Genomic DNA, 22,257 nt, shown 5'->3' with positions numbered 1-22,257 from the left:
CTCTACAGCTCTACTCATGAAACAGCCTTATGCTGGAGGAACTTCCATCATTCCTTCGTTGATACCGCCTTATTTGACTCCCTGATGCCGATACTCGGTCGGAGTCATTCCACATTTGCGCCGGAACACCTGTGTAAAATGCCGCATGTCCTGATAGCCAATCCGCTCGGAAATATCAGCCAGCCGAAGATGAGGATCACCGAGCAGCCGCTTCGCTTCCTCCATCCGCAAGCAAATAACGTAATCCTTGTAGCCTTGTCCGGTTTTTTGCTTGAACAACTGGCTGAAATACACCGGATTCAAAAAGACGACCGAAGCCACCTTCTCCAGCGACAATTCCTCTGTAAAATGTGTCCGAATATATTGCAACGCCACATCCACCGTATGCATGCCTTTTCGCAAACATTCTCCGGCGTCCACCGCCGCCGCTGCAATCTCCTCGGGCGTTCGTCTTAGCCGTGCCACTTCTTCGGGAATGGACGCAAAATTGTGGTGAACCCCCGAACGCGTAATTTGTAACGGTACCTTCACATAACGCTTCAAGTGGGATTCGAGCAACGTTTCCAGCCGTGCCGCCTCTGCCTCATCCCGCAGCCGTGCAATACCCAGCAGGCTATGGCGGTCGAGACTGACGACAAAGCCACTGCCGCCTGCCTCAACCAGCTCGGATAGTACATTTTCAATCATAAAATGCTCCAGGTGTGTCTGCTTGTGATCAGGTTCCATACGAACCATGAAGAGATGAAACTCCGGATAGTTTTCCACAAACGGCTGTATATCGAGCTTCCCAGTATCCAGTCCGAGTGCATAGCGTTGAAAAACAGCTTCACGCAAATAGACCATATTGGACTTGAGAAGCTTGCCCTCGTTCGCCTGCTGTGAAGCGACAAGTGCTTCGGCTGCCAGCATTTCAATGCATTCCAGCAGCTTTTTTTTGCCGATCGGCTTTAACAGGTAGTCTTTGGCACCCAGCTTTACTGCTCTTTGTGCATATTGGAAGTCGGAATGGGCCGAAATAACAACCCACTGCAGATGAGGATGCTTTCGCTTGGAAATGCGCATGAATTCCAGACCATCCATACCGGGCATCAGGATATCGGTCAATACAATATCCACGGGATGCTCCGCCAGAATGCCTGCTGCTTCCTCGGTGGAAGCAGCGAGATGAATGCCGCAGGCTGGCAGAGCCTGGCCAATGGTGCGCCGAATCCCCTGCCGAATCATACTTTCATCGTCAGCTATCAGAATATTCATGTTTCTCCTCCTTCTGTGGCAGAGGCACACTTACAGTGGCTGTCGTTCCGGCCCCAGGTACGCTGGAGATCCGTAGGCCGTACTCTTCTCCGAACATGTGCCGTAGCCGTAAATTTAGATTTTGCAGGCCGATGCCTCCCGCCTGCCCGCTGCCCGTCTGCTTGCCGGGTTCTGCCAAAGCAACCTGAACCACCTCCCATCGTTCGTACTCCATCCCTGCGCCGTTATCCATAATATGCAGGCTTAAAACACCGTCATATTCCTCTGCCCTGACGAGCAGCTTGCCGCCTGTATTTGCATGAAGAGGCTCCAGTCCGTGCTTGACCGCATTTTCAATCAACGGCTGTAAGGTCATTTTCGGCAAGCGGATATCCATCCAGCGCTCATCAATACTGATGTCTACGGATACCCTGCCTTCCAGCCGTGCTTGAATAATCGTGAGGTAATGCCCGATCTGCTCCACTTCTTCGCGCAGGCTGACATCGGTCCCTTCCTCCCAATGACTGCTGTAGCGGAACATATGGGATAAGGAAAGCACCACTTCCCCGAGCTGATCCTGCCCCTTTTCATCCAGCATCCAATAGATCATATCCAGCGTATTATACAGAAAATGCGGATTGACCTGTGTCTGGAGCGCGTGCAGCTCGGCATTTTTTTCACTGACCGATGATATGCGAACCAGCTCGATCAGCTCGGCAATCCGTCTTACCATATGGTTGAAGGATGTCGCCAATTGGTTGATTTCCTCATACGATTCAATCTCCAACGTATGGCGGAAATTCCCCGTCTCTACCCGTTTCATTTCCCGAATGACCCGCTTCAGCGGAAGCGAAATACGTCTGGAGACGATGGACGCAATCAGCGCGGATAAAATAATGAGTACAGGCACCACGATGAGCAAATACCTTTGATTTTGCACCAGCTCCACGTTCAAATCCCCGCTGGGTGTCACACTAATGACCGACCAATCGGCAAACGGCAACTTGGAAGCGATTACAACCTTCTCATTACTCCGATTTACAATGACATCATCCTCAGGTACCTGCTGCTCCAGACTTTGCAGATCCGGTGGCGGTTCAGAGGAAGTAGCCGACACAATCCGATTTTCATTGCCTACCAGATATACCTGACTATTGGTACCCAGCCGTAAATTGTGGAGGGCGGACAGAACCGAGCGCGGTTCAGCTTCAAACAGGACGATACCAATCGGCTTATGCTCATCCAGATCATAGAGCTGGCGCCCGAACGCAAACACCGGTCTGGTTTCCACCTGGTCAATGACAGAGTGAGGATAAACGCCCAGCCATGCGATTTTGCCCGCTGACTTTCGAATTTCCTTATACCATTCAGTGTGTTCGTAATCGGTATCAATAACATTCATATAATTACCGTAGTTGTATACCTTGCCTGTGTCTGTGATGACATGAATGCCTATCAGGTCCTCCCGCGAATAATAGATAGCTCCCAGAATATTGGTAATTGTACGTTCATTGATGTAATTGACGGCGGGTAAATCACTGGTATCCGTCGTTAGCAGACGAACCAAATCCATATTGTTGCTGATCGATTTGGACAGACTGTTATAGCTGCTGAGCAGTAATTCGAACAGTCCTGCCGTTTGGGAAACATTTTTACGAGCCAGCTCACTGACCTTATCATGGAACTGCACTGTAGTACGGTTATAAAATAACAAACTGATCGCCAGCACAATACCGGACATGCTCAACAGGAATAGAATAAACAAGCGGTGGTGAATAGACTGAAAACGGCGCATCATACCTCCGTGCGCTCCTTTCGAATCGCTCGCCTACCCTTTAACCGCCCCCGCTACCATGCCCTTGGTAATCTTTTCGGACAGGACAAAATAAATAATAATGACCGGTAAGGCCCCCATGACCAGAAAAGCGCCAATATTGCCGTAATTCACAGAATACTGACTGACGAATGTATAGACGCCGAAAGGGAGTGTTTTGAGCTTCTCTGACGAGATAAAGGTGGCAGCCATAATGTATTCATTCCAGATATTAATAAAGGTCAAAATACACACCGTCATCATCGGCGGAATCGAGATGGGTAAGATCACACTGCGAAAAATACGATAAATGCTCGCCCCATCAATGTAAGCGGATTCTTCAATCTCGTGGGGAATGGACCGCATAAAGCCGGACAGGATGAAAACCGCAATCGGTGTCTGAAAAGCAATGTAGGGTAAAATTAGCGAGAAATACGTATTGAGAATGTTGATGTTTTTGAACATCACCATCAGCGGCAGCAGCGTTGCCTGCATCGGAATCATCATTCCGATCAGAAACAAGGTCAGCACAGCAGCCCCAAAGCGCCAGCGGAAACGCGTAATCGCATAAGCAGTCATCGAGCTTAACAAAATGACGAATAGCATCGTAACTCCGGTCACCAGCACACTGTTTCCCAAATAGCGCAAGTAGCTCCCTGATTCATAAGCTTCCTGATAGTTGTGCCACTGGGGCACTTGAGGGAGTGCAAAGAAGCTTGCGCTCAAAATCTCTTCATTCGTCTTCAACGAATAGGTCAGCAGCCAGAAGAGTGGGTACAGCTGCGTGACGATCAAGACCGCCAGCAAGGAAAAGACCAATGTTTTTTTCATGGTGTTCACAGCTTCATCCCCCTTAGCTTACCTTATTTTCGATTCGTTTGAAAACAAAATTTATCACAATTGTAAATGACAAACAGATAATCACGAGAAACGAAGCCAATGCGCTGCCATATCCATATTTCATGGACAAAAAGGACATGTTGTACATATACGTGGACACCGTATCCGTTGCATGAGCAGGCCCTCCACCCGTCATCACCCAGATCAGATCGAACGATTGCAGAGAACCAATAAAGGCCAATACAATTGATATTTTGAAAATAGGCACAATGAGCGGTAGCGTAATATACCGGTCTGCTTTAAAACCCTCAGCTCCATCCATTTTGGCTGCCTCGTACAACTCATTCGGAATATTTTGCACCCCGGTAAACTGAATCAGCAAATGATAGCCAAAATACTGCCACAACGACACAAAATAGAGAGCGTACATGGCAATCTGCGGTTCTGTCAGCCATGAGCGTGTCCAGCTTTCCAGCCCGACCGACATCAAAATACCGTTCAGCATCCCACCCATTGAGGCCGGATTATAGATCGTCTTCCACAGCTGCCCGATAATAACCACCGACAGAATGACTGGCAGAAAATACATCGTAACCAGCGTATTCGCCTTACGCACATAGCGATTAAGCAAAATAGCCAGCAGCAGACAGAACGGAATTTCCAGCATGGAAAACAAAGCGAACATCATCGTCCGCTTCACAGACGGCCAGAACACCGGATCGGCTGTAAATATTCGCTCGAAATTCGCCAGCCCTACAAACTTCGCCTCAGATATTCCGTTCCAATCCAGTAGTCCACAGTACACCGACACCAGAATCGGAACAAACACCATACAGGTGTACAGCAGCAGGCAGGGCAGCACGAAAACGGCAATGGTGCGTGCCGGCACCTTCAGTACATTCATGCTCCAATCCCCTTTTGTGTTTTTTCTGAACATCTTCTAAGAATGGGCAGCTCATGGTTATCCCAAATCAGGGAAGGAACTAATGCGCCCCTCCCCTGTTAAGCTGAAACTATTTGTTCGCTTCAAAAGCGCTCTGATGCTCCTTGGCAACTTGTGCGGAGTCTTCTTTTTGCACGAACAGGTTTTGAATACTGCTCAGATGCGCCTGCGCGATAGCTGGATTCATCGTATTATCAAATGCGAGGTCGCCGCCTTTCACATTTTTGAACAGCTCATTGAGGCTAATTGCCAGCTCGGAGTAGCCCGCCTCCTTCAGATCGCCTTTCATTTTCTGGCCGCTGCCAATCGCATTTTTCAGATCAAACTGAATCTTGGGCATCTCTGTAATAAAATAGTGCAGAAAATCCTTCGTCTCCTGCAAATGCTCACTGTTCGCCGATACTGCAAACGCACTGCCCGGCGCAATCACATACTCATTCACATCTCCCTTGCCATTCACCGTAGGAAATTGGAACGCGCCCACTTTGCCTGCTACCGAAGAAGCATCAATAGACCCTGTTTCCCATGTGCCCATGATATACATAGCGGCTTTTCCTGTTTTAAAAATATTGCCGCCCGCATTATAGTCAATGGATGTAGCTCCATCCGGGAAAGCCCCTGCCTGCACCAGTTCCTGAAATGCATCCACTGCTTCCACAAAGGCCGGATCATTAAACGTCTTTTTGCCGTCCAGCACATCCTTGAGGAAATTCGGCCCTTCATTCGTACGCAGCAAAATATTCATGAAAAGGAGTGATCCGGTCCACGAATCCTTTTCCCCAATCGCAATCGGGGTAATCCCCTTTGCCTTCAGCGCCTTAACCGCCGTTATCAGCTCATCAAAGGTGGTCGGCAGCTTTTGAATTCCCGCCTGCGTGAACAGCTCTTTATTGTAAAACACTACTTCTATATTGTTGCCGTCGGGAAAAGCATAAAGCTTATCATCAAAACTATAATAATTGAGCAGTCCATCCTGAAATGTATCTTTCAACCCATCTTTATCCGCCACATCGTTCAGAGGAGCCAGCAGCCCGGCATCTACGAAGGGCTTCATCTGTGCGGCCGGGTTTACAATCGTAATATCCGGAACTTCCTTCGCCGCCGCCTGTGTTTTCAGCTTTAGCTTTTGTTGATCTGTATTCAGCGAATCCAGCTCAATTTTGACATTCGGATGATTCTGCTCATATTGACTTACAATTTGCTTTATCATTTTGTATGAAGGAGTGCTAGGATCAGGATTAATGTTCTGGAAGGTGATCGTCACTTCTTTACTTGCAATGTCTCCACCCTTGCTGCCCGAGTTTCCCGGACTTGCGCTCTGTCCGTTATTACAAGCTGTCAGCGTCAATGCCAAGGCGCTCGCCATCAAAATAGCAAACGCTTTCATTTTTGTTATGCCCATTATCTTTTTCCTCCTCTTGTTGAAGCATTGCGCGAATTGTCTCCCGTCTGTGAACACTCAATGCCCGCTTGTTTTTTTCATTATGTTCTATAGAAAAGAAGTGAACAATGTGTGAACTTAAGGAGAAGGGTTTGTTTTTTCAAGCCCTCATTCGTGCGCTTCAAAATTCATTCATATCATAACTTGCAATTTATCTCGAACACAGGCATAATATGAATAAGCTCATTCTTTGATAATGATTCTCATTATTAAAAGGGAAATATACATGGACTCCAAAGGAGGCAGGACCGCAGTGAAAGAAGCTTTTAGTAGAACCTCCCTGCATATTGATGATTATTTGGATCTTCTCAATCTTGCGGTACAAGTCGGAGATATAAAGTGGCAAAAGGAAATTACACGTAAACTTCAAGCCTTAAGTGTCCTCCAGACAGAACAGGTTGAAATAGATCAATAATCGTCTCCCCAGCTAATTGACCGCTATACGGCGTTGATTAGCTTTTTTTGTGTTATAAATGTGATCATTTTACATAAATCCCAAGAGCGATTTCAAATCAGCAATATAAAGATCGAAATGGTTTATTTCGTCTATATATAGTACTTTTAAGCGTTCGGAATCGAATTATGCAAAATGCTGATGTATAAGTGCAGGTTGTCAGAAAACGTAAATCAAGGCGGGTCCTCAGGGACTCCGCCTTATTTATGTTCATATTTTTTAGAGTCGGCAAATTTCATGCGCACATTGGCCGTATGAAGGGCAGCAGCACATCATGCGCAGCACCTTGAGATCATGAATGACTATTTTGCCATCCCGCGTATCAAGCGTCCCCTGCTCCTTCAACGAGCTTAGCATCCGATTCACACTCTCCCGCGTCGCTCCAATCATTTCGCCCAGCTCGGAGTGGCTCAGCTTCATATTCAGTAAAATGCCATCCTTCACTGCTACACCGCATGTGTTACTCGCCCGGATTAGCGTAGAGGCCAATGCACCTGTTTTACCATACAGCAGCAAATCCCGAAACCGCGATTGCATAATCCGTTGCTTCATAGCCATCCACTGAATGAATTGAAGCCCCATCGCTCCATTTTTGGACAGAAGCGATTCCAGGTCCTGAACACGCACGACGCCCAGCTCACAGGCATCGGCTGTTTCTGCAGTGCAGCTATACTCTTCTCCATCTATCCCGCTGAACTCCCCAATCAAGTCGCCTTGATGCTGAATGGTCAAAATCAATTCTTTTCCGTCTTCTGTCGACTTGCGAAGCTTAACATGGCCCGAATGTATATAATATAGCTGCTCCGATTCTTCGCCCTCTCTAAAAAGCGTAATACCCGCCTTTACCTTTTTCCAGGACATGATATCCTTCAGCAGCCCAAAATGTTCCTCAGTCAAAAAAAGCTGAATTCCCGTGCGTTCCACTTCATCCCCAAACCGTTCCGTACAAGTGGCTTGCATGTTAGTGTCCTCCTCGTGTTTACCTGATATCTATATCATAATGTTTTGACGCATCAGTTGTTATCAGGAGAACACCTGATTTTACACCTTCCTACTCCCTGATTCGCTGTGATAAATATCACTCCTGCCATCAAGCAGAGCCTAATTTAACGGCTTTCCTCCTACTCCTTGCCCCGCATGTTCAAAAGTCAGTGTTTCCTGCACCTATAGATCAGGGGGTTCCCTGACTTACTTTTGTAACTGCCGGGACTACAATAAGTTAGAGCTACAGTTTTGTTACGGAAAAGGATGTGTCTTCTATGCTAGAAATAACGGATGAAATGCGCAAAACACTGGATCAGTTGAGAGATCGTATCTATGGGGATCTCACAGCACTTGCGCTCATGTCCAAGCCGGGCGGCAGGTTGCAATGGTATTATGCCTCTGGCAGCCGTAGCGAACGCTATCGGCGTATTTCTTTTAAGGTAGGACATGGTATTGCCGGGATGGCTGTTCGTCTGGGGCGTACCGTGACCGTAAGTGCTATGCTCTCCGGCAGCATCCGTTTACGTCAGGAATGTGCGCTGATGCTGGCGGAGCAGCTTCACTCTGCTGTGGCTATTCCCTTTTCCAGCACAGGGGATCTGCCGAACGGTGTATTGCTTCTCGGTAATCGTGATGTGAGAGTGTTCACCGATTCCGACGTCGCAGGGGCCACACAAGTCGCCGAGCAGCTTGGTCAGCTATGTGCCCACACTCTTACTCTATAAGATTAATGGCATTTTTATAGAAAATGAGACGGATATATATTACGAAATATAATTGTATCTAACTGTTTATGTTGATTGGAATCCCTTAAATTTGCTATGATGATGACAAAACGTACGGTTCTACCGTTCGAGGGGATGACAAATTGATTCGTATACTTGTAGTGGATGATCATGTTGTCGTACGTTCCGGCCTCATGGCCCTATTGGACGGCAAACACGGTATTAAGGTGGTAGGAGATGCAGCGGACGGGGATGAAGCGATTCGCAAGGCGATAGAGTTACAGCCCAATGTTGTACTCATGGATTTTAGTATGCCGCCTGGCAAAGACGGTCTTACGGCAACTACTGAATTGAAAAAACAGTTGCCCGATACGGAAGTGCTTATTTTAACGATGCATGACGATGAAGAATATCTGTTCCGGGCCATTCAGGCCGGAGCTTCCGGATATATTTTAAAAAGCGCACCTCACGAGGAATTACTTGCTGCCATTCAGTCTGTGGCCGAAGGTAGCGCCTATCTGTACCCGAATGCAACCAAACGGCTAATGAGTGAATATCTGGATAAGATCAAAAAGGAAGGCATAGCCGGCCCGTATGAGTCCCTTTCTGAACGTGAAAAGGAAATCCTTTCGTGGGTAGCCAAGGGATATGCAAACAAGGAAATTGCCGAGCGTCTGGTGATCAGCGTCAAAACTGTTGAGTCCCACAAAAGTAACCTGATGGAGAAGCTTAACCTGAAAACACGGCCCGAGCTGGTCAAATTTGCATTAAAAAAGGGGCTGCTGCATTATGAATGAACCTTCTAATCCTTTGCTCCAGCATGCTTTTGGCGAGTCAGCCGATAAGCTGCTGGATAATTTGGAAGCGCATATACCGGAATCCCCTTTTCTCCATGCACTGCGTAACTCACTTCACCAGCTATCCAATCTGAAATTTGCGTTGGATACGTCCTCTATCGTTGCTTTGACCGATCACCGGGGCATTATTCAGTACGTCAACGACAAGTTCTGCGAGATTTCGCAATACAGTCGCGAAGAGCTGATCGGTCGGGATCATCGCCTCATTAATTCGGGCTATCATACCCCTGCCTTTATGAAAAACCTGTGGACCACAATTCGTTCAGGCGAGGTATGGCAGGGAGAGATACGTAATCGAGCCAAAGACAACACCTACTATTGGGTGAATACCACCATCGTTCCGTCCATGGACGAAGAAGGTAAGCCCTATCAGTATTTGGCGATCCGTAATGAGGTAACCAAACTAAAAAAAGTAGAGGCTGAGCTTCAGACGATGATGACGCAAGTGATGCAAATACAGGAGGAAGAGCGCAAGCGTTTCTCAAGAGAGCTTCACGATGGAATTGGGCAAAGCTTGTTTGCGCTGATTATTCAACTGGATAGCCAGCTTGCTGAACAGCCTAGTCCTGCTCTGGAAAAGCTGCGTTCACAGGTGACTGACATTATTAAGGATGTCCGTGGACTGGCATGGGAACTTCGTCCGTCGGTTCTGGATGATTTGGGCGTCGTACCGGCCATACGAACCTATATTGAAAACTATTGTTCTCATTACGGAATTGAGGTACATTTTCAATGTAATTTACGTAAACGCCTTGATATCCGCAAAGAAATAGCGATTTATCGGATTGTACAGGAAGCCTTGACGAATGTAGCCAAGTATGCGGACGTAGCAGAGGCACATGTCAACGTAGAGGATCAGAGTGAGACCATACAAGTGACTATTTGGGATGAAGGTATTGGATTCTCCGAGCAATCCCAAGGGGAGGGCGTGGGACTGTTCAGCATGGAGGAACGAGCCAGGGGCGTAGGAGGATGGATGAGCGTAACCTCTTCACCAGAACAGGGGACCTCCATCCAACTGACCATTCCTGTGTAAAGATACAACAGCATAAATAAAAAAAGAGAGAGCGCTGTCCCCAGACAGGCTCTCTTTATTTATAAGGTGTCACCACTGAGGCAACAAGAATCCGCTATAGCAAAAAGCGGGTGATGGGAATCGAACCCACGCTATCAGCTTGGAAGGCTGAAGTTCTACCATTGAACTACACCCGCAAATCAGTATCGGGATGACACGATTTGAACATGCGACCCCCTGGTCCCAAACCAGGTGCTCTACCAAGCTGAGCTACATCCCGATATTATACATTTTTAAGAAAATGGCGCGCCCTGAGAGATTCGAACTCCCGGCCTTTTGATTCGTAGTCAAACGCTCTATCCAGCTGAGCTAAGGGCGCATAATATAATCCATAATGAGCAGTAAAGGCGCCACCCAGATTTGAACTGGGGAGTGAAGCTTTTGCAGAGCTTTGCCTTACCACTTGGCTATGGCGCCGAATGGATAATGGAGCGGACGACGGGAATCGAACCCGCGACCCTCGCCTTGGCAAGGCGATGCTCTACCGCTGAGCCACGTCCGCAAAATATGGTGCGGTCGAGAGGACTCGAACCTCCACGGGGGTTAGCCCACACGGACCTGAACCGTGCGCGTCTGCCAATTCCGCCACGACCGCAAAATAAACAAAAATGGTGAGCCATGAAGGATTCGAACCTTCGACACCCTGATTAAAAGTCAGGTGCTCTACCAGCTGAGCTAATGGCTCTTAATGGCTGGGGATATAGGATTTGAACCTATGCATGACGGAGTCAAAGTCCGTTGCCTTACCGCTTGGCTAATCCCCATTAAATGAAAATAAAGGGCGGCCGATGGGGCTTGAACCCACGAATGCCGGAGTCACAGTCCGGTGCGTTAACCACTTCGCCACGACCGCCATAATGATTATGAAAAGACTGGTGGAGGATGATGGATTCGAACCACCGAACCCGTAAGGGAGCAGATTTACAGTCTGATGCGTTTGGCCACTTCGCTAATCCTCCAAAATGGTGCCGGCGAGAGGACTTGAACCCCCAACCTACTGATTACAAGTCAGTTGCTCTACCAGTTGAGCTACACCGGCACATTACTCATTCCCACTTGAAAGGTGGCTCGGGACGGAATCGAACCGCCGACACGAGGATTTTCAGTCCTCTGCTCTACCGACTGAGCTACCGAGCCATATGTTGTTTTATAGCTGTAATATACAAACCCACATTATATGTAGAATACACAAAAATGCCAGTTATATATTTCATAAAATGGCGGAACTGACGGGATTCGAACCCGCGATCTCCTGCGTGACAGGCAGGCATGTTAGGCCTCTACACCACAGTTCCATAGATAATCCTAAGGAAAATCAATTGCGGGGACAGGATTTGAACCTGTGACCTTCGGGTTATGAGCCCGACGAGCTACCGAACTGCTCCACCCCGCGACATTAAAAGGGAATACTTGTATAACATAAATGGTGGAGGCTGAGGGGTTCGAACCCCCGACCCTCTGCTTGTAAGGCAGATGCTCTCCCAGCTGAGCTAAGCCTCCATACTATGACCCGTAGGGGAATCGAACCCCTGTTACCTCCGTGAAAGGGAGGTGTCTTAACCGCTTGACCAACGGGCCTTACAAAAGAATCCTTGAAATTTTCAAACTTTATGACGGAGAGAGGGATTCAAACCCTTGCACCACTTTCGCAGTCTAACCCCTTATATCCACTTGGGTATCTCTCTAACAAGCAACATATGGATTAAACCCTACCTAACTGGAATGGATTGTAGTCCTCAACCAGCTACGCCGCCACCTTATATATAAAATTGAAAAATATTCAAGATTTGGCTCCCCGAACAGGACTCGAACCTGTGACAACTCGATTAACAGTCGAGTGCTCTACCAACTGAGCTATCAGGGAATATTGGTGGAGCCAAGCGGGATCGAACCGCTGACCTCCTGCGTGCAAGGCAGGCGCTCTCCCAGCTGAGCTATGGCCCCAGTCATTTTGTGTTAATCAAGAAGTGGTGGGCCTTAGTGGACTCGAACCACCGACCTCACCCTTATCAGGGGTGCGCTCTAACCAGCTGAGCTAAAGGCCCTAATATGTATGTCTTCATTATCCTCTAAAGGGACATTGCTTGGCGACGTCCTACTCTCCCAGGACCCTGCGGTCCAAGTACCATCGGCGCTGGAGGGCTTAACGGTCGTGTTCGGGATGGGTACGTGTGGAACCCCTCCGCTATCGCCACCAAACATGAATTTGTAAAACAAATTCTTCCGTATGGATATTCAGTTCATCACTAATCGTGTAAATGAATAGCCCTGCGCTTGTCGTATGTATCTTCTACATACCTTCAAGGTGTTACACCCTGAAAACTGGATCCGAAACTCCATTGCGTCCTATACTTTAGGATAAGCCCTCGACCGATTAGTATTGGTCAGCTCCATGCATTACTGCACTTCCACCCCCAACCTATCTACCTCGTCGTCTTCAAGGGGTCTTACTAATTGGGAAATCTCATCTTGAGGGGGGCTTCACGCTTAGATGCTTTCAGCGCTTATCCCTTCCGTACATAGCTACCCAGCGGTGCTCCTGGCGGAACAACTGGTACACCAGCGGTACGTCCATCCCGGTCCTCTCGTACTAAGGACAGCTCCTCTCAAATTTCCTACGCCCACGACAGATAGGGACCGAACTGTCTCACGACGTTCTGAACCCAGCTCGCGTACCGCTTTAATGGGCGAACAGCCCAACCCTTGGGACCTACTTCAGCCCCAGGATGCGATGAGCCGACATCGAGGTGCCAAACCTCCCCGTCGATGTGGACTCTTGGGGGAGATAAGCCTGTTATCCCCAGGGTAGCTTTTATCCGTTGAGCGATGGCCCTTCCATGCGGTACCACCGGATCACTAAGCCCGACTTTCGTCCCTGCTCGACTTGTAGGTCTCGCAGTCAAGCTCCCTTCTGCCTTTGCACTCTTCGAATGATTTCCAACCATTCTGAGGGAACCTTGGGGCGCCTCCGTTACTCTTTAGGAGGCGACCGCCCCAGTCAAACTGCCCACCTGACACTGTCCTCGTACCGGGTCACGGTACCAAGTTAGAACCTAGATACGATCAGGGTGGTATCCCAAGGATGCCTCCTCTCAAGCTGGCGCTCAAGTCTCTTAGGCTCCCACCTATCCTGTACAGATCGTACCCAAATTCAATATCAAGCTGCAGTAAAGCTCCATGGGGTCTTTCCGTCTTGTCGCGGGTAACCTGCATCTTCACAGGTATTAAAATTTCACCGGATCTCTCGTTGAGACAGCGCCCAAGTCGTTACGCCATTCGTGCGGGTCAGAATTTACCTGACAAGGAATTTCGCTACCTTAGGACCGTTATAGTTACGGCCGCCGTTTACTGGGGCTTCGGTTCATAGCTTCGCCCTAAAAGGACTTACCACTCCCCTTAACCTTCCAGCACCGGGCAGGCGTCAGCCCGTATACTTCGCCTTGCGGCTTCGCACAGACCTGTGTTTTTGCTAAACAGTCGCTTGGGCCTTTTCACTGCGGCCCCCTCGGGCTATTCACCCTACCGAGGCACCCCTTCTCCCGAAGTTACGGGGTCATTTTGCCGAGTTCCTTAACGAGAGTTCTTCCGCGCGCCTTAGAATTCTCTTCTCGCCTACCTGTGTCGGTTTGCGGTACGGGCACCTTCTCCTGGCTAGAGGCTTTTCTTGGCAGTCTGAGATCATGACCTTCGCTACTATAATTTTCGCTCCCCATCACAGCCCAGCCTTACGATGTGCGGATTTGCCTACACACCAGCCTCACTGCTTAGACGGACATCCATCAGTCCGCGTCACTACCCTACTGCGTCACCCCATCGCTCATAACGGATTACGGTGGTACAGGAATTTCGACCTGTTGTCCTTCGACTACGCCTATCGGCCTCGCCTTAGGTCCCGACTTACCCTGAGCGGACGAACCTTCCTCAGGAACCCTTAGGCTTTCGGCGGATCTGATTCTCACAGATCTTTTCGTTACTCATACCGGCATTCTCACTTGAATGCAGTCCAGCGCTCCTTACGGTACACCTTCAACCCACATTCAACGCTCCCCTACCCCTGATACCTAAATATCAAGCCATAGCTTCGGTGGCGTGTTTAGCCCCGTTACATTTTCGGCGCAGAGTCACTCGACCAGTGAGCTATTACGCACTCTTTCAATGGTGGCTGCTTCTAAGCCAACATCCTGGTTGTCTGTGCAACTCCACATCCTTTCCCACTTAACACACACTTGGGGACCTTAGCTGATGGTCTGGGCTGTTTCCCTTTCGACAATGGATCTTAGCACTCACTGTCTGACTCCCGGAACCAAGTCTATGGCATTCGGAGTTTGACTGAGCTTGGTAACCCTTGCGGGCCCCGCACCCAATCAGTGCTCTACCTCCACGACTCTTATTCCGAGGCTAGCCCTAAAGCTATTTCGGGGAGAACCAGCTATCTCCGGGTTCGATTGGAATTTCTCCGCTACCCCCACCTCATCCCCGCATTTTTCAACATGCGTGGGTTCGGGCCTCCAGTGCGTGTTACCGCACCTTCACCCTGGACAGGGGTAGATCACCCGGTTTCGGGTCTACGTCCACGTACTAACTCGCCCTATTCAGACTCGCTTTCGCTGCGGCTTCAGCTCTTCACCTTAACCTTGCACGGGAACGTAACTCGCCGGTTCATTCTACAAAAGGCACGCCATCACCCATCAATAGGGCTCTGACTTCTTGTAAGCACACGGTTTCAGGATCTATTTCACTCCCCTTCCGGGGTGCTTTTCACCTTTCCCTCACGGTACTGCTTCACTATCGGTCGCCAGGGAGTATTTAGCCTTGGCAGATGGTCCTGCCGGATTCATACGGGGTTTCACGTGCCCCGCACTACTCGGGATCCGTCTCGGAGGGAACAAGTTTTGAACTACAGGGCTTTTACCTTCTCTGGCGGGCCTTTCCAGACCTCTTCATCTAACCGGTTCCTTTGTAACTCCATGTGAGACGTCCCACAACCCCAAGGAGCAAGCTCCTTGGTTTGGGCTAATCCGCGTTCGCTCGCCGCTACTGACGGAATCACTATTGTTTTCTCTTCCTCAGGGTACTTAGATGTTTCAGTTCCCCTGGTATGCCTCTGTTCTGCCTATGTATTCAGCAGAAAGTGACTGTCGATGAAGACAGCCGGGTTTCCCCATTCGGACATCCCCGGATCAAAGCTTGCTTACAGCTCCCCGAGGCTTTATCGTTGTTCGCCACGTCCTTCGTCGGCTCCTGGCGCCTAGGCATCCTCCGTGTGCTCTTTGTAGCTTAACCTAGATTTTTCTTTCAAAGAAAGAAAATATCGATGTTCGATAAAGAATGATGTTTACCAAAGGCAAAATATCTTTCCTTACCTGCTACCTTTATTTCACTTGTTTACACAAGATCAGAGTAAAGGAATATTCTAAAACGCAATTTCGTTTCGGTATCCAGTTTTCAAGGTGCAATACAGTTTCATCGAAACTGTAGCCTGTGTGAATATCGGTCCAACTCAACCGAGTGGATGATATTCATGCAGTATATTGAGAGTTTGAGCTCTCAAAACTGAGCAACGAGTGAGTAACAGGCCTAAACCTGAGTTTTGAAGCTTACGCTTCATATTTGAATGTTTCCGTTGCAGGAAACGATTCTCCATAGAAAGGAGGTGATCCAGCCGCACCTTCCGATACGGCTACCTTGTTACGACTTCACCCCAATCATCTACCCCACCTTCGGCGGCTGGCTCCCTTGCGGGTTACCCCACCGACTTCGGGTGTTGTAAACTCTCGTGGTGTGACGGGCGGTGTGTACAAGACCCGGGAACGTATTCACCGCGGCATGCTGATCCGCGATTACTAGCAATTCCGACTTCATGCAGGCGAGTTGCAGCCTGCAATCCGAACTGAGACCGGCTTTTCTAGGATTCGCTCCAGATCGCTCTTTCGCTTCCCGTTGTACCGGCCATTGTAGTACGTGTGTAGCCCAGGTCATAAGGGGCATGATGATTTGACGTCATCCCCACCTTCCTCCGGTTTGTCACCGGCAGTCTGCTTAGAGTGCCCAGCTTGACCTGCTGGCAACTAAGCATAAGGGTTGCGCTCGTTGCGGGACTTAACCCAACATCTCACGACACGAGCTGACGACAACCATGCACCACCTGTCTCCTCTGTCCCGAAGGAAAGATCTATCTCTAGACCGATCAGAGGGATGTCAAGACCTGGTAAGGTTCTTCGCGTTGCTTCGAATTAAACCACATACTCCACTGCTTGTGCGGGTCCCCGTCAATTCCTTTGAGTTTCAGTCTTGCGACCGTACTCCCCAGGCGGAATGCTTAATGTGTTAACTTCGGCACCAAGGGTATCGAAACCCCTAACACCTAGCATTCATCGTTTACGGCGTGGACTACCAGGGTATCTAATCCTGTTTGCTCCCCACGCTTTCGCGCCTCAGCGTCAGTTACAGCCCAGAGAGTCGCCTTCGCCACTGGTGTTCCTCCACATATCTACGCATTTCACCGCTACACGTGGAATTCCACTCTCCTCTTCTGCACTCAAGCTCCCCAGTTTCCAGTGCGACCCGAAGTTGAGCCTCGGGATTAAACACCAGACTTAAAGAGCCGCCTGCGCGCGCTTTACGCCCAATAATTCCGGACAACGCTTGCCCCCTACGTATTACCGCGGCTGCTGGCACGTAGTTAGCCGGGGCTTTCTTCTCAGGTACCGTCACTCTTGTAGCAGTTACTCTACAAGACGTTCTTCCCTGGCAACAGAGCTTTACGATCCGAAAACCTTCATCACTCACGCGGCGTTGCTCCGTCAGGCTTTCGCCCATTGCGGAAGATTCCCTACTGCTGCCTCCCGTAGGAGTCTGGGCCGTGTCTCAGTCCCAGTGTGGCCGATCACCCTCTCAGGTCGGCTACGCATCGTCGCCTTGGTAGGCCTTTACCCCACCAACTAGCTAATGCGCCGCAGGCCCATCCATCAGCGACAGATTGCTCCGTCTTTCCTCCTCTCCCCATGCAGGGAAAGGATGTATCCGGTATTAGCTACCGTTTCCGGTAGTTATCCCAGTCTGATAGGCAGGTTGCCTACGTGTTACTCACCCGTCCGCCGCTAGGTTGTTTTAAAAGCAAGCTTTTAAAACAACCCCGCTCGACTTGCATGTATTAGGCACGCCGCCAGCGTTCGTCCTGAGCCAGGATCAAACTCTCCATTAAAGACCAACCGAAGCTGGTTTATAGAAAGAGCGATATGCTCATTTTGAAACTGACGAGATAAAATATCTCATTGTTCGCTTCCATTTTATACAGCCTGACGGCATGTACCAAAATCTCAGCGTTGGATTTTGCAAGCAAAATCCGTACTCACTCGTTGTTCAGTTTTCAAAGATCAAACATTTCTTTTTCGCTGTGTTTTTCAGCAGCTATAAGATCATACCATGTTCATTTCAGAAATGCAAGCTTTATTTTTTCTTCTTTTATAAATATTATTGTACCCAAGCTTTTCACTTTTGAAACAGCTGTTTTGTTGTCAGCTCAAATAATATATCATATATCCAAGCAACTTAGCAAGCACTTTTTTTGTTACTTTTTTAAAGTTATCTTTTGACCTTATCAAAGTCAGCCAAGGGGCAATAGCCCCTCACGTTTTAGCTGGTAACTCCCTCCGGCTCAAATACTTCCACAGGCCAGTGTAACTCCACGCCTTGGCGAAGCAGCCTGCTTTGAAAATGCCCCAGATGCTCTGCCGATTCGCTGACTTCTATCGGGAATACTCCGTTGGACACACAGTAAGCCGCCAGACTACCCGCTGATTCACCTATATTCCACTCCGTGGGGTGCAGCCGATAGCAGCCATTTGCGATTTGAGTCATCCCTATATTTTTACAGGCGGGAAGCAGATTACGCACTCTCACCGGAATAAGGGAGCCTAACGGAATTTCATAAGGGTAATTAGGAATGTAAAATGTCCGCTGAGATACAGTGGTCGGATGGAGATCCAAATGATAGCTGCCTACACCTACGCTGTCTGCATATCGTTTTGGCCCATCCGTCCCCCGAAGCTCACGACTTACATCGAACTCCGATATCATATACTTGGCTTGAATTCGGCGCGATTCGCGAATATAGGCGGTTTTGGCAAGACCATCTGAGGTGCCAAGGAAATCTCCACGGGGCCGAATACCCGGATAACCGAATCCTCCATCTAGCCGGGGTGCTTCGGTCTGGAGCCAATAGATTAAAGAACGGGTCAATTCACGGGCGCCTTCTCTACGTCTTTCCTGCTCCTGAGCAGTGACACCGATCAATGGACCGAGGTAATAATCATTTTGCGCCCAGTTTAAAAGTGTTACCTCTCCATCATTTAATGGCTTGCTCCATATAGAAGGGTCCACAATGCGACGGTAATCCCACAAAGATACAATACCCTGATCGTTAGGAAACAAAGTGAACTGTTTTAGTTTGCTGGTATCATCCGCATCTGTAGCAAACCAACTCAAAATCGGGAAACGGGAAAAGGAAGGAATATAATTTCTCCAAAAATCATATTGTTGCGGCCGTTCTATAATGAAGCTTCCTTGAGGGATGTAATCCACGGCCGCCACATGTGTAATAGACTGCATATCCATAGGGTCAGCGCACTCCAAAGCATGAGGCTCACCTGTATCATACCGCGACTCTGCTCCACTCGTATGCTCCACCCCCGCCATCGGAAGAAGATCCCCGCACTCTGTGGCATCCAGATAAAACGTTCCGTGCAACACCATAACCCTACACCCACCATCAAGGCTATCCGAGGTACGAACAGTTACGGAACAAATGCAATCAGCATCCGTTTGAGCGGCTATGGGCACGGTGTGGTAATATACGCGAACACGCCCCGTGTTCAAATAGGGAGCAAGCATATCCTCAAGCACCCGTAGAGCTACTCGTGGTTCATGAGCCAGACGGCTTACCCAACCGTTGCCGGGATTAAGAATCGGATCGTTTTGGGCTTCTTCCGTTAAAGGATAGTTCTGACGGTAATAGTCACGTACACGATTACGGAACTCACGGTATGTTGCTGTGCAGCCAAACTGTTCGATCCATCGGTGCTCATCCGGGGGGACGGCCTGTGAAGTTAACTGTCCTCCCAACCAATCCGTCTCCTCCGTCACGATGACTCTCATGCCAGCCTTCGCAGCCGCAAGAGCTGCCGATGTTCCTCCCAGACCTCCGCCAATCACAACAATGTCAGTATCAAGCCGATTTTGCGTCATGGTTCGTTCCCCTTTCATACTTGTTCTAGGAATCCGTTAATTCAAAAGCAAGCCGTGCCGCACCGATGATTCCAGCGCGATTACCCAATAACGCCCGGTTTACTTCCGTTCCGACTCCCAGCTGTTGTAGATGCTTTTCCAGCAAGGGCCACCAGACTTCTCCCGCATCTGCTACCCCTCCGCCTACGATAATAGCCTCGGGATCAAGGGTGACCGAGATATTGACCAGAAGCACGGCTAAATCTGCGGTGTAATCGTCCAGTACCTGAAGCGCCTCCGAGTGACCGTGAGCAGCCTGCTTCATGATCTCGATTCCCGAGCGATACTGTTTACCTGTGTATTCTCTGACCCGGCGTAACAGTGCGCTACCTGATACATACTGCTCGGCGCAGCCCTTTTTCCACAATTGCAAGGAAGACCTCTTGGGAATAAAATACTATGTCCCCAATCGCCGCCACTCCAATGAGCCCCTCTGCACAACAAGCCATGTTCCATATATGCGCCACCGACACCTGTTCCCAAGGTGAGCATGGCCAAGCGTTGCTTGCCCCTCCCCGCTCCCTGCCACGCTTCTCCAAGCAAAGCGGCATTCGCATCATTGTCGGCAACAGCACGTAAGGCCAGATTCTCCCTCGCCCACGTTACCAAGTGCGTGCCTTGCCAGCCGGGGAGATTATCCGTGGCATACACAACCTCACCACTCTCCACGTTTACTCTGCCAGCCGTAGCGATCCCCAGAGCGTCGATACCGATGCCGCCGCTGGTGCTGTTGCTGGTGTCTCCCAGGGAGCGTTTCAGTCCTTCCACAGCTTCGGATACCCGTGACAGTAGCCAATCACGCCCGCGAGAAGCGTCCGTATCCAGCCGGATTTCATCAAGTACCGAACCATCTTGTTCCACTACAGCGGCCTTCACTGATGTTCCTCCAATGTCGATCCCAATGACTCTGTTCACAGCATCTGCCACCACAGCGTCCTCCTTGTAGCCAAATGATATCAACATACACGCTCTTTACGTAAAGCTTCTATAATAGCAAGTCATATACCACAACAATAACTAACGATATGACACAGCCAAAGGGGTACGGTTCTCCGCTTCAAAACCTCAATAACTTCGCTCAATGACCGCCCTTGCTGTTTTTTCCTTCATCTGTTTGGTATGACTCGTGTGCTTGCGAGCAAGCCCTTCGCAGATGAGGTCAATGACAAATAGCTGCGAGATTTTGGCTCCAATCGAGCCTCCCTCCATCGGGGCTTCCTTGCCTGCGGTGAGCAACACGATATCCGCAATGGAGGTGATAGGCGATTTTGCATAATTGGTGATCGCGATAATGGTCGCGCCGTTTTGCTTGGCTTTGTGCAGCATGTCGTTGGTATCCAGCGTGCTTCCCGATACACTGATACCGATAGCCACATCCCCGGGTTTCATGGACACCGCCATCATCGACTGGATATGTCCGTCTGTCACGGCTTCAGCACGCCGCCCGATTCGTAAGAAGCGGTTTTTGGCGTCCTGCGCAGAAATCCCCGAAGCACCTACACCAAAAAATTGGACATAGCCTGCCTGGTCAAGACACGCTATCGCACGTCCAAGCTCTGAACGGTCCAGCAGTCCCATACTGGAGTGCAAAATATCAAGCATATTGTGATACACCATGCGGGTAATATCATGTTCGTTGTCCGGGTCGGTGTTTTCCCCACCCGTATCGGTTTTGCGATAAGCCTGGTTTTGCGCCAGGGACAGTCGGAAATCCTGATAGCCTTTAAAACCGATTTTCCGGCAAAAGCGCATGACGGTCGTCTCACCTGTACCTGCAAAATCAGCTAACTCCGTCACGGAGAAATATATGATATCTGCCGGGCGCTCCAGTACGCACAAAGCGACCTTTTGCTCCGATTTTGTTAATGAAGGAAAGTACGTATTAATTCGGTCGTTCATCTCCATAGATGCACTTCACTGCCTTCCTTGCGGCATCGGCAAACCGCTGCGTAATCAATTGGGGTCTGGTAATTGCCGAGCCTACAACCACTGCATGTGCACCTAGCCGGAATGCTTCCTCCACCTGCGCCGGCTCATGGATTTTGCCCTCCGCAATTAAAGGCACGGGAACCAGCTCTGACGCTCTCCGAACCAACTCCAGATCGGGTCCATCGATCTGAGCAGAGTATGGCGTATAACCGGATAACGTTGTGGATACGCAGCTTACGCCGAGGGAAGCCGCATGAAGCGCCTCCTCCAGTGTGGATATATCCGCCATAGAGGCCACTCCATGCTTATGGGCGTAATCTATGAGCTGCTTCAGCCTGCATCCCCCCGGACGCGGACGTGATGTAGCATCCAGGGCGATGATATCTGCGCCCGCATCCACCAGTTCCTCCATCTCTCGAAGGGTCGGTGTAATGTAAATATCGGAATCATCATAATCCCGCTTGATCAGGCCGATGACTGGCAGGGAAAGCGCCTGTTTGATCGCACGCACATCTGCTGCGCCATTGGCGCGAATGGCTACAGCTCCGCCCTGCTGAGCGGCGCGTGCCATTTTGGCCATGGAATCCGATCCGTGCAGCGGTTCATCCGGTAGTGCCTGACAGGATACGATCAGGCCGTGCTGAACTTTTGATAATACAGCTTCCAATCCCATTGGGA

13 protein-coding genes, 19 tRNA genes, 3 rRNA genes and 1 pseudogene are annotated in these 22,257 nt (G+C 49.5%); 4 read left to right on the top strand and 32 right to left on the bottom strand.

Annotated elements, in window-relative coordinates:
* Nucleotides 1-69: 69 nt before the first annotated feature.
* From QMK20_RS01530 to QMK20_RS01510, 5 genes are all read right to left on the bottom strand, one after another.
* Nucleotides 70-1,254, bottom strand: coding sequence for a response regulator (locus QMK20_RS01530; RefSeq protein ID WP_283654276.1), 1,185 nt, complete (start codon nucleotides 1,252-1,254; stop codon nucleotides 70-72).
* Nucleotides 1,235-3,031 carry a sensor histidine kinase gene (locus QMK20_RS01525; RefSeq protein ID WP_283654275.1) on the bottom strand — a complete coding sequence of 599 codons (1,797 nt, stop codon included), beginning with the start codon at nucleotides 3,029-3,031 and terminating at the stop codon, nucleotides 1,235-1,237. The genes QMK20_RS01530 and QMK20_RS01525 overlap by 20 nt, the downstream gene beginning before the upstream one ends.
* A gap of 30 nt (nucleotides 3,032-3,061) precedes the next feature.
* Nucleotides 3,062-3,886: a carbohydrate ABC transporter permease gene (locus QMK20_RS01520; RefSeq protein WP_283654274.1), complete on the bottom strand. Its 825-nt coding sequence runs from the start codon at nucleotides 3,884-3,886 to the stop codon at nucleotides 3,062-3,064.
* 13 nt (nucleotides 3,887-3,899) lie between these two features.
* Nucleotides 3,900-4,790 (bottom strand): carbohydrate ABC transporter permease, encoded by an 891-nt coding sequence (locus tag QMK20_RS01515; protein WP_283654273.1) that lies wholly within the window; start codon nucleotides 4,788-4,790, stop codon nucleotides 3,900-3,902.
* Nucleotides 4,791-4,899: 109 nt separating this feature from the next.
* A complete protein-coding gene (locus tag QMK20_RS01510; protein ID WP_283654272.1) occupies nucleotides 4,900-6,231 on the bottom strand; it encodes an extracellular solute-binding protein in 1,332 nt (443 codons plus the stop codon).
* A 292-nt stretch (nucleotides 6,232-6,523) separates the two neighbouring features.
* Here QMK20_RS01510 and QMK20_RS01505 point away from each other — a divergent pair, with 292 nt between their 5' ends.
* Nucleotides 6,524-6,685: a lysine-specific demethylase gene (locus QMK20_RS01505; protein WP_014279404.1), complete on the top strand. Its 162-nt coding sequence runs from the start codon at nucleotides 6,524-6,526 to the stop codon at nucleotides 6,683-6,685.
* A gap of 258 nt (nucleotides 6,686-6,943) precedes the next feature.
* Here QMK20_RS01505 and QMK20_RS01500 read toward each other — a convergent pair whose 3' ends face one another.
* Nucleotides 6,944-7,684, bottom strand: coding sequence for a Crp/Fnr family transcriptional regulator (locus tag QMK20_RS01500; RefSeq protein ID WP_283654271.1), 741 nt, complete (start codon nucleotides 7,682-7,684; stop codon nucleotides 6,944-6,946).
* 299 nt (nucleotides 7,685-7,983) lie between these two features.
* Here QMK20_RS01500 and QMK20_RS01495 point away from each other — a divergent pair, with 299 nt between their 5' ends.
* From QMK20_RS01495 to QMK20_RS01485, 3 genes are all read left to right on the top strand, one after another.
* Nucleotides 7,984-8,433, top strand: a complete 450-nt coding sequence (locus tag QMK20_RS01495; RefSeq protein ID WP_283654270.1) for a GAF domain-containing protein — start codon at nucleotides 7,984-7,986, stop codon at nucleotides 8,431-8,433.
* A gap of 143 nt (nucleotides 8,434-8,576) precedes the next feature.
* Nucleotides 8,577-9,230, top strand: coding sequence for a response regulator (locus QMK20_RS01490; protein ID WP_014279401.1), 654 nt, complete (start codon nucleotides 8,577-8,579; stop codon nucleotides 9,228-9,230).
* Nucleotides 9,223-10,326, top strand: coding sequence for a PAS domain-containing sensor histidine kinase (locus QMK20_RS01485; RefSeq protein WP_283654269.1), 1,104 nt, complete (start codon nucleotides 9,223-9,225; stop codon nucleotides 10,324-10,326). The genes QMK20_RS01490 and QMK20_RS01485 overlap by 8 nt, the downstream gene beginning before the upstream one ends.
* Before the next feature lie 105 nt (nucleotides 10,327-10,431).
* Here the strand turns inward: QMK20_RS01485 and QMK20_RS01480 are convergent.
* The 26 genes and pseudogenes from QMK20_RS01480 to QMK20_RS01355 all read right to left on the bottom strand — a co-directional run bounded on the left by QMK20_RS01480 (nucleotide 10,432) and on the right by QMK20_RS01355 (nucleotide 22,252).
* Nucleotides 10,432-10,502: transfer RNA gene (locus QMK20_RS01480), tRNA-Gly, on the bottom strand.
* Nucleotides 10,503-10,511: 9 nt separating this feature from the next.
* Nucleotides 10,512-10,585: transfer RNA gene (locus QMK20_RS01475), tRNA-Pro, on the bottom strand.
* Nucleotides 10,586-10,607: 22 nt separating this feature from the next.
* Nucleotides 10,608-10,684, bottom strand: a tRNA-Arg gene (locus tag QMK20_RS01470).
* 26 nt (nucleotides 10,685-10,710) lie between these two features.
* A tRNA-Cys gene (locus tag QMK20_RS01465) sits at nucleotides 10,711-10,782 on the bottom strand.
* Between the two features lie 10 nt (nucleotides 10,783-10,792).
* A tRNA-Gly gene (locus QMK20_RS01460) sits at nucleotides 10,793-10,867 on the bottom strand.
* A 6-nt stretch (nucleotides 10,868-10,873) separates the two neighbouring features.
* Nucleotides 10,874-10,960 (bottom strand) — tRNA-Leu (locus QMK20_RS01455).
* Between the two features lie 14 nt (nucleotides 10,961-10,974).
* A tRNA-Lys gene (locus QMK20_RS01450) sits at nucleotides 10,975-11,050 on the bottom strand.
* 4 nt (nucleotides 11,051-11,054) lie between these two features.
* Nucleotides 11,055-11,129: transfer RNA gene (locus QMK20_RS01445), tRNA-Gln, on the bottom strand.
* A gap of 16 nt (nucleotides 11,130-11,145) precedes the next feature.
* A tRNA-His gene (locus tag QMK20_RS01440) sits at nucleotides 11,146-11,218 on the bottom strand.
* A gap of 20 nt (nucleotides 11,219-11,238) precedes the next feature.
* Nucleotides 11,239-11,324 (bottom strand) — tRNA-Tyr (locus QMK20_RS01435).
* 4 nt (nucleotides 11,325-11,328) lie between these two features.
* Nucleotides 11,329-11,404 (bottom strand) — tRNA-Thr (locus tag QMK20_RS01430).
* 25 nt (nucleotides 11,405-11,429) lie between these two features.
* A tRNA-Phe gene (locus QMK20_RS01425) sits at nucleotides 11,430-11,502 on the bottom strand.
* A gap of 81 nt (nucleotides 11,503-11,583) precedes the next feature.
* Nucleotides 11,584-11,660: transfer RNA gene (locus QMK20_RS01420), tRNA-Asp, on the bottom strand.
* A gap of 24 nt (nucleotides 11,661-11,684) precedes the next feature.
* A tRNA-Met gene (locus tag QMK20_RS01415) sits at nucleotides 11,685-11,758 on the bottom strand.
* 31 nt (nucleotides 11,759-11,789) lie between these two features.
* Nucleotides 11,790-11,865: transfer RNA gene (locus QMK20_RS01410), tRNA-Val, on the bottom strand.
* Between the two features lie 6 nt (nucleotides 11,866-11,871).
* Nucleotides 11,872-11,943, bottom strand: a tRNA-Glu gene (locus QMK20_RS01405).
* 210 nt (nucleotides 11,944-12,153) lie between these two features.
* Nucleotides 12,154-12,229, bottom strand: a tRNA-Asn gene (locus QMK20_RS01400).
* Nucleotides 12,230-12,233: 4 nt separating this feature from the next.
* A tRNA-Ala gene (locus tag QMK20_RS01395) sits at nucleotides 12,234-12,309 on the bottom strand.
* Nucleotides 12,310-12,333: 24 nt separating this feature from the next.
* Nucleotides 12,334-12,410: transfer RNA gene (locus QMK20_RS01390), tRNA-Ile, on the bottom strand.
* A 37-nt stretch (nucleotides 12,411-12,447) separates the two neighbouring features.
* Nucleotides 12,448-12,564 (bottom strand): 5S ribosomal RNA (rrf, locus tag QMK20_RS01385).
* 155 nt (nucleotides 12,565-12,719) lie between these two features.
* Nucleotides 12,720-15,648: ribosomal RNA gene (locus QMK20_RS01380) — 23S ribosomal RNA — on the bottom strand.
* 363 nt (nucleotides 15,649-16,011) lie between these two features.
* Nucleotides 16,012-17,569: ribosomal RNA gene (locus QMK20_RS01375) — 16S ribosomal RNA — on the bottom strand.
* The 16S, 23S and 5S rRNA genes sit together here with 19 tRNA genes alongside, the layout of an rRNA operon.
* A 431-nt stretch (nucleotides 17,570-18,000) precedes the next feature.
* Complete coding sequence (locus tag QMK20_RS01370; protein ID WP_283654268.1) at nucleotides 18,001-19,611, bottom strand: FAD-dependent oxidoreductase; 1,611 nt, start codon at nucleotides 19,609-19,611, stop codon at nucleotides 18,001-18,003.
* 25 nt (nucleotides 19,612-19,636) lie between these two features.
* Nucleotides 19,637-20,613: pseudogene (locus QMK20_RS01365) on the bottom strand (ROK family protein).
* 102 nt (nucleotides 20,614-20,715) lie between these two features.
* On the bottom strand, nucleotides 20,716-21,555 hold the full coding sequence (locus QMK20_RS01360; RefSeq protein WP_349361899.1) for a MurR/RpiR family transcriptional regulator: 840 nt from the start codon (nucleotides 21,553-21,555) through the stop codon (nucleotides 20,716-20,718).
* Nucleotides 21,533-22,252 (bottom strand): N-acetylmannosamine-6-phosphate 2-epimerase, encoded by a 720-nt coding sequence (locus QMK20_RS01355; protein ID WP_283654266.1) that lies wholly within the window; start codon nucleotides 22,250-22,252, stop codon nucleotides 21,533-21,535. Before QMK20_RS01355 ends, QMK20_RS01360 begins: the two co-directional genes overlap by 23 nt.
* Nucleotides 22,253-22,257: the final 5 nt, after the last annotated feature.

Source organism: Paenibacillus sp. RC334 (genome assembly GCF_030034735.1).
GTDB lineage: Bacteria > Bacillota > Bacilli > Paenibacillales > Paenibacillaceae > Paenibacillus > Paenibacillus terrae_A.
The sequence above is the reverse complement of the archived record's forward strand: the minus strand, read 5'-3'. Positions and strand labels throughout refer to the sequence as shown.